The sequence below is a fragment of the Mesorhizobium sp. M1E.F.Ca.ET.063.01.1.1 genome (assembly GCF_003998155.1).
In the GTDB taxonomy this organism is placed as follows: Bacteria; Pseudomonadota; Alphaproteobacteria; order Rhizobiales; family Rhizobiaceae; genus Mesorhizobium.
Genome location: NZ_RZSC01000616.1, coordinates 1 through 3,536, shown reverse-complemented (window position 1 = coordinate 3,536; position 3,536 = coordinate 1). Strand labels below are relative to the sequence as shown.

Genomic DNA, 3,536 nt, shown 5'->3' with positions numbered 1-3,536 from the left:
GGCGGCTCAGCCTAGCCACCACTCCCGGCCGGACGGCAGGCGCTCGATCCCCGATGTATCGACGGCGCCGAGCCGCTCCGAAACGCTTCTGCCGCCGACCGCGAGGCCGGGCGCGATCTCCGCCAGCGGCGCCAGCACGAAGGCCCGCTCCAGCATGCGGGGATGCGGCACCTCGAGCCCGGTTTGGTGGATCACCCGATCGCCGAACACCAGGATGTCGATGTCGATCAGACGCGGTCCCCAGCGCTCCTCGCGCACCCGCTTCAGCCGCCTTTCGACGTCCAGGCAAAGGTCGAGCAAGGCGCGCGGCGACAGTGCCGTTTCGATCGCAGCCGCGGCATTGAGGAAATCGGGCTGGTCGAGCTTGCCCCATGGCGGCGTGCGGTAGAGCGAGGAGACGGCGGTGACGCGCGTCCTGTCGTCGCCATCCAGCATGCGCAGCGCCGCGGCCATGGACTTCGCCGGGTCGCCGAGATTGCCGCCGAGACTGAGATAGACGACGCTACTCTGGCCAGACAACGGTCACCTCGACATGATCGAGCACGCCCGGTACAGGGGCGTTCGGCTTGCGCACCGTGATCTCGGCCTTCCTGATCTGCGGAAACCGCGCCGCCAGCGCCTTCGCCACTTCCAGCGCCAGCGCCTCGATCAGGAAACGGCGCTGCCCGGTCACGATCTTCTCGATCACCGTGAAGGCGATGCCGTAATTGACGGTGTCCTCGATGGAATCGTCCTCCAGCGGCCGGCTGGGCTCGACGGTCAGCTCGGCGTCGACATAGAAACGCTGGCCGAGCGTCTCCTCCTCGTCCAGCACGCCGTGCCGGGCAAAGAAGGCGCAGTTCTTCATGCGGATGACATACATGCTCAGCGTCCGGAAGAAAGGTTCTCTCGCGCCAGCATAGCATCGGCCACCGCCAGCGCATCCACGTTGATTGCGACATCGTGGACGCGAAAAAGGTCGGCGCCTTTGAGCCGCAGGATGACGCTGGTGGCCGCCGTTCCAACGGCCCGCTCGGCAGGCTCGCGCCCCGTGACACCGCCGATGAAACGCTTCCGCGACGTCCCCGCCATCAGCGGAAAGCCGAGCGCTGTGAGTTCGGAAAACCGCGCCATCAGATCGAGATTTTCCTCCGTCGTCTCCTTGGCGAAGCCGAAGCCGGCGTCGAGCACGATCTGGCCGTCGGCAACATAGTTGGCGCGCGCGATCTCCAGCGATCTGCGCAGGAACAGGAACTGGTCGTCGATCACGTCCGGGAGTTTCTGGCGCTCGCGGCCTGTGTGCATGATGATCAATCCCGCGCCGGTCTCGGCGGCAACACGGGCTATGCCGGGCTCGCGCTGCAGGCCCCAGACATCGTTGACGATATGCGCGCCGGCGGCAATGGCGCGCCGCGCGGTATCCTCGCGATAAGTGTCGATCGAAATCAGGACGTTGCCCGAGGACGCCAATGCCTCGATGACCGGCAGCACCCGCCCTTGCTCTTCCTCGGCGGTGATCGGTGCGAAACCCGGACGCGTCGATTCCCCGCCGACATCGATGACGGCAGCCCCCTCTTCCACCATGCGGCGCGCCTGCGCCACCGCCTTCTCCGGGGCGATGAACAGCCCGCCATCGGAAAAACTGTCCGGAGTGACGTTGAGGATGCCGACGACGACCGCCTTGGGGCCGAGGTCGAGATGGCGTCCATGCGCGAGCTGCCATCGCCTTGTCGTCATTGTCCATCAACCATGTGTGATCCGCGCGAAATCAATTTCGTTGCGCCGGCAACGGCCGTAAAGCAAGGTGCGTGAAGAGGCAACATGATGAACCGCTCCCCGCTCTGCGCCCTGATGCTCATCCTCGCCGTCATGCCGGCCGGCGCGGCCAGCCTGGTGAAGACCTACAGCTATTTCAGCGTCACCGGCCGCACGCTGGACGATATCGAAAAGCAGCTGACGAAAAACGGCCCCGAGGTGAAGAGTACCGGCTCCAGGCACCCGGGCGCAACGCAGATGGCTTTCACCACCCGCGTCAGCTACGCGCAGACGGCGAATTCCTGCCGGATCGCCAATGCGCAGGTTACCGTGAAGGTCAAGGTCATCCTTCCGGAATGGCGGCGGCCGCGCAAGGCCGATCCTGAAGTCAGGCTGTTCTGGGACACGCTGTCGGCGGACATCAAGCGCCACGAGGAGCGCCATGTCGAGATCGCCAAGAACCACGCGCGCGAACTCGAGGATGCGCTGAGGGCGACCTATCCGCAGAAGACCTGCGAAGCCGCGAAGGCGAAGGCCGCCGAGATCTCGGCCGCCGTCCTCGCCCGGCACGACCGCGCCCAGGTGCAGTTCGACCGCGTCGAAAGCGTCAACTTCGAAAGCCGGATCATCCGGCTTCTGCGCTACCGGATGCAGCGCATCCAAAGCGGCCAATTGCCGCCGGCTTGATCGTTGGAGCGGCGCCCCCGCGAAGGCCAATCCCGCCCTAAACATGGTGCCAGATTCGAAAAACTTTCGAGCGGCGGTCGAAAACGGCCTATATCGAACGACATATATCGGGTTCGCCGGCAGGCGGGCTTCAAGAACAAGAGACCCGAACGACAGGCGGAAGACGCCCGAGCCGGTCGCGTTTGCGGACCGCGAACCAGCCTTTGTTTGAAAGAATGACGCATGGACCAGACCGTCGACAATCGCACGACGATGGGAACGACAACCTCGCCACTGATGAGCGAGAGCGAGAAGAATGCCATCATCGGCGGCGTGCTTTTGTCGATGCTTCTGGCGGCGCTTGACCAGACCATCGTCGCCCCTGCCCTGCCGACGATCGGCCGCGCGCTCGGCCATGCCGAATACCTGCCCTGGATCGTCACCGGCTATCTTTTGACGGCGACCGCGATGGCGCCGCTCTACGGCAAGATTTCCGATGTCTATGGCCGCCGGCCGGTCATCTATGCCGCCGTGCTCATTTTTCTCCTGGGATCGCTGGTCAGCGCTCTCGCCCCCAACATGCTGGTGCTGGTCATCGGCCGCGCCATCCAGGGCGCTGGCGGCGGTGGCCTGTTCGCCCTGACGCAGACCGTCATTGGCGACCTCGTGCCGCCGCGTGAACGGGCCCGTTATGCGGCCTGGATTGCCGGCACATGGGCCGTCGCCAGTGTTGCCGGGCCTCTGCTTGGCGGCACCTTCGCCGAGCACCTGCACTGGTCGCTGATCTTCTGGATCAACCTGCCGCTCGGCTTCCTGGCGATGGCGATCATCAACAGGCCGCTGAAAAAGCTGCCGATCGCCGCGAAACACCACCGCATCGACGGGCTGGGTGCCGTGCTGCTGGTGATCGCCACGGCGCTGCTGCTCCTGGCGCTCAACTGGGGCGGCAGCACCTATCCGTGGTTCTCACTGGAAGTCCTTGGACTGGTGGCTTGCTCGGCCGTGTTCTGGGCGCTGTTCGCGGTCAGACTGCTGCGCGCCGCCGAACCGTTGGTCTCGCTCGAAGTGCTGAGCAATCCGATCGTGCTCGCCGGCACATTGTCGATGTTCCTGCTGCAGGCGGCCAGCATTGGCAT

At 65.1% G+C, this 3,536-nt stretch carries 5 protein-coding genes; 2 read left to right on the top strand and 3 right to left on the bottom strand.

The window, feature by feature from the left end:
• Positions 1-6: 6 nt before the first annotated feature.
• From folK to folP, 3 genes are read right to left on the bottom strand one after another with little or no spacing between them, the layout of a single operon-like run.
• Positions 7-519, bottom strand: a complete 513-nt coding sequence (gene folK / locus EOA29_RS29250) for a 2-amino-4-hydroxy-6-hydroxymethyldihydropteridine diphosphokinase (RefSeq protein ID WP_126093775.1) — start codon at positions 517-519, stop codon at positions 7-9.
• A complete protein-coding gene (folB, locus tag EOA29_RS29245) occupies positions 503-862 on the bottom strand; it encodes a dihydroneopterin aldolase (RefSeq protein ID WP_126093774.1) in 360 nt (119 codons plus the stop codon). The genes folK and folB overlap by 17 nt, the downstream gene beginning before the upstream one ends.
• A 2-nt stretch (positions 863-864) precedes the next feature.
• On the bottom strand, positions 865-1,716 hold the full coding sequence (gene folP / locus EOA29_RS29240; RefSeq protein ID WP_126093773.1) for a dihydropteroate synthase: 852 nt from the start codon (positions 1,714-1,716) through the stop codon (positions 865-867).
• An 84-nt stretch (positions 1,717-1,800) separates the two neighbouring features.
• Between folP and EOA29_RS29235 the strand changes: the two genes are divergently transcribed.
• A complete protein-coding gene (locus tag EOA29_RS29235; protein WP_126093772.1) occupies positions 1,801-2,421 on the top strand; it encodes a DUF922 domain-containing protein in 621 nt (206 codons plus the stop codon).
• 222 nt (positions 2,422-2,643) lie between these two features.
• Positions 2,644-3,536: MFS transporter (locus EOA29_RS29230; protein WP_127221961.1), on the top strand; the 893-nt coding region annotated here is incomplete at its 3' end.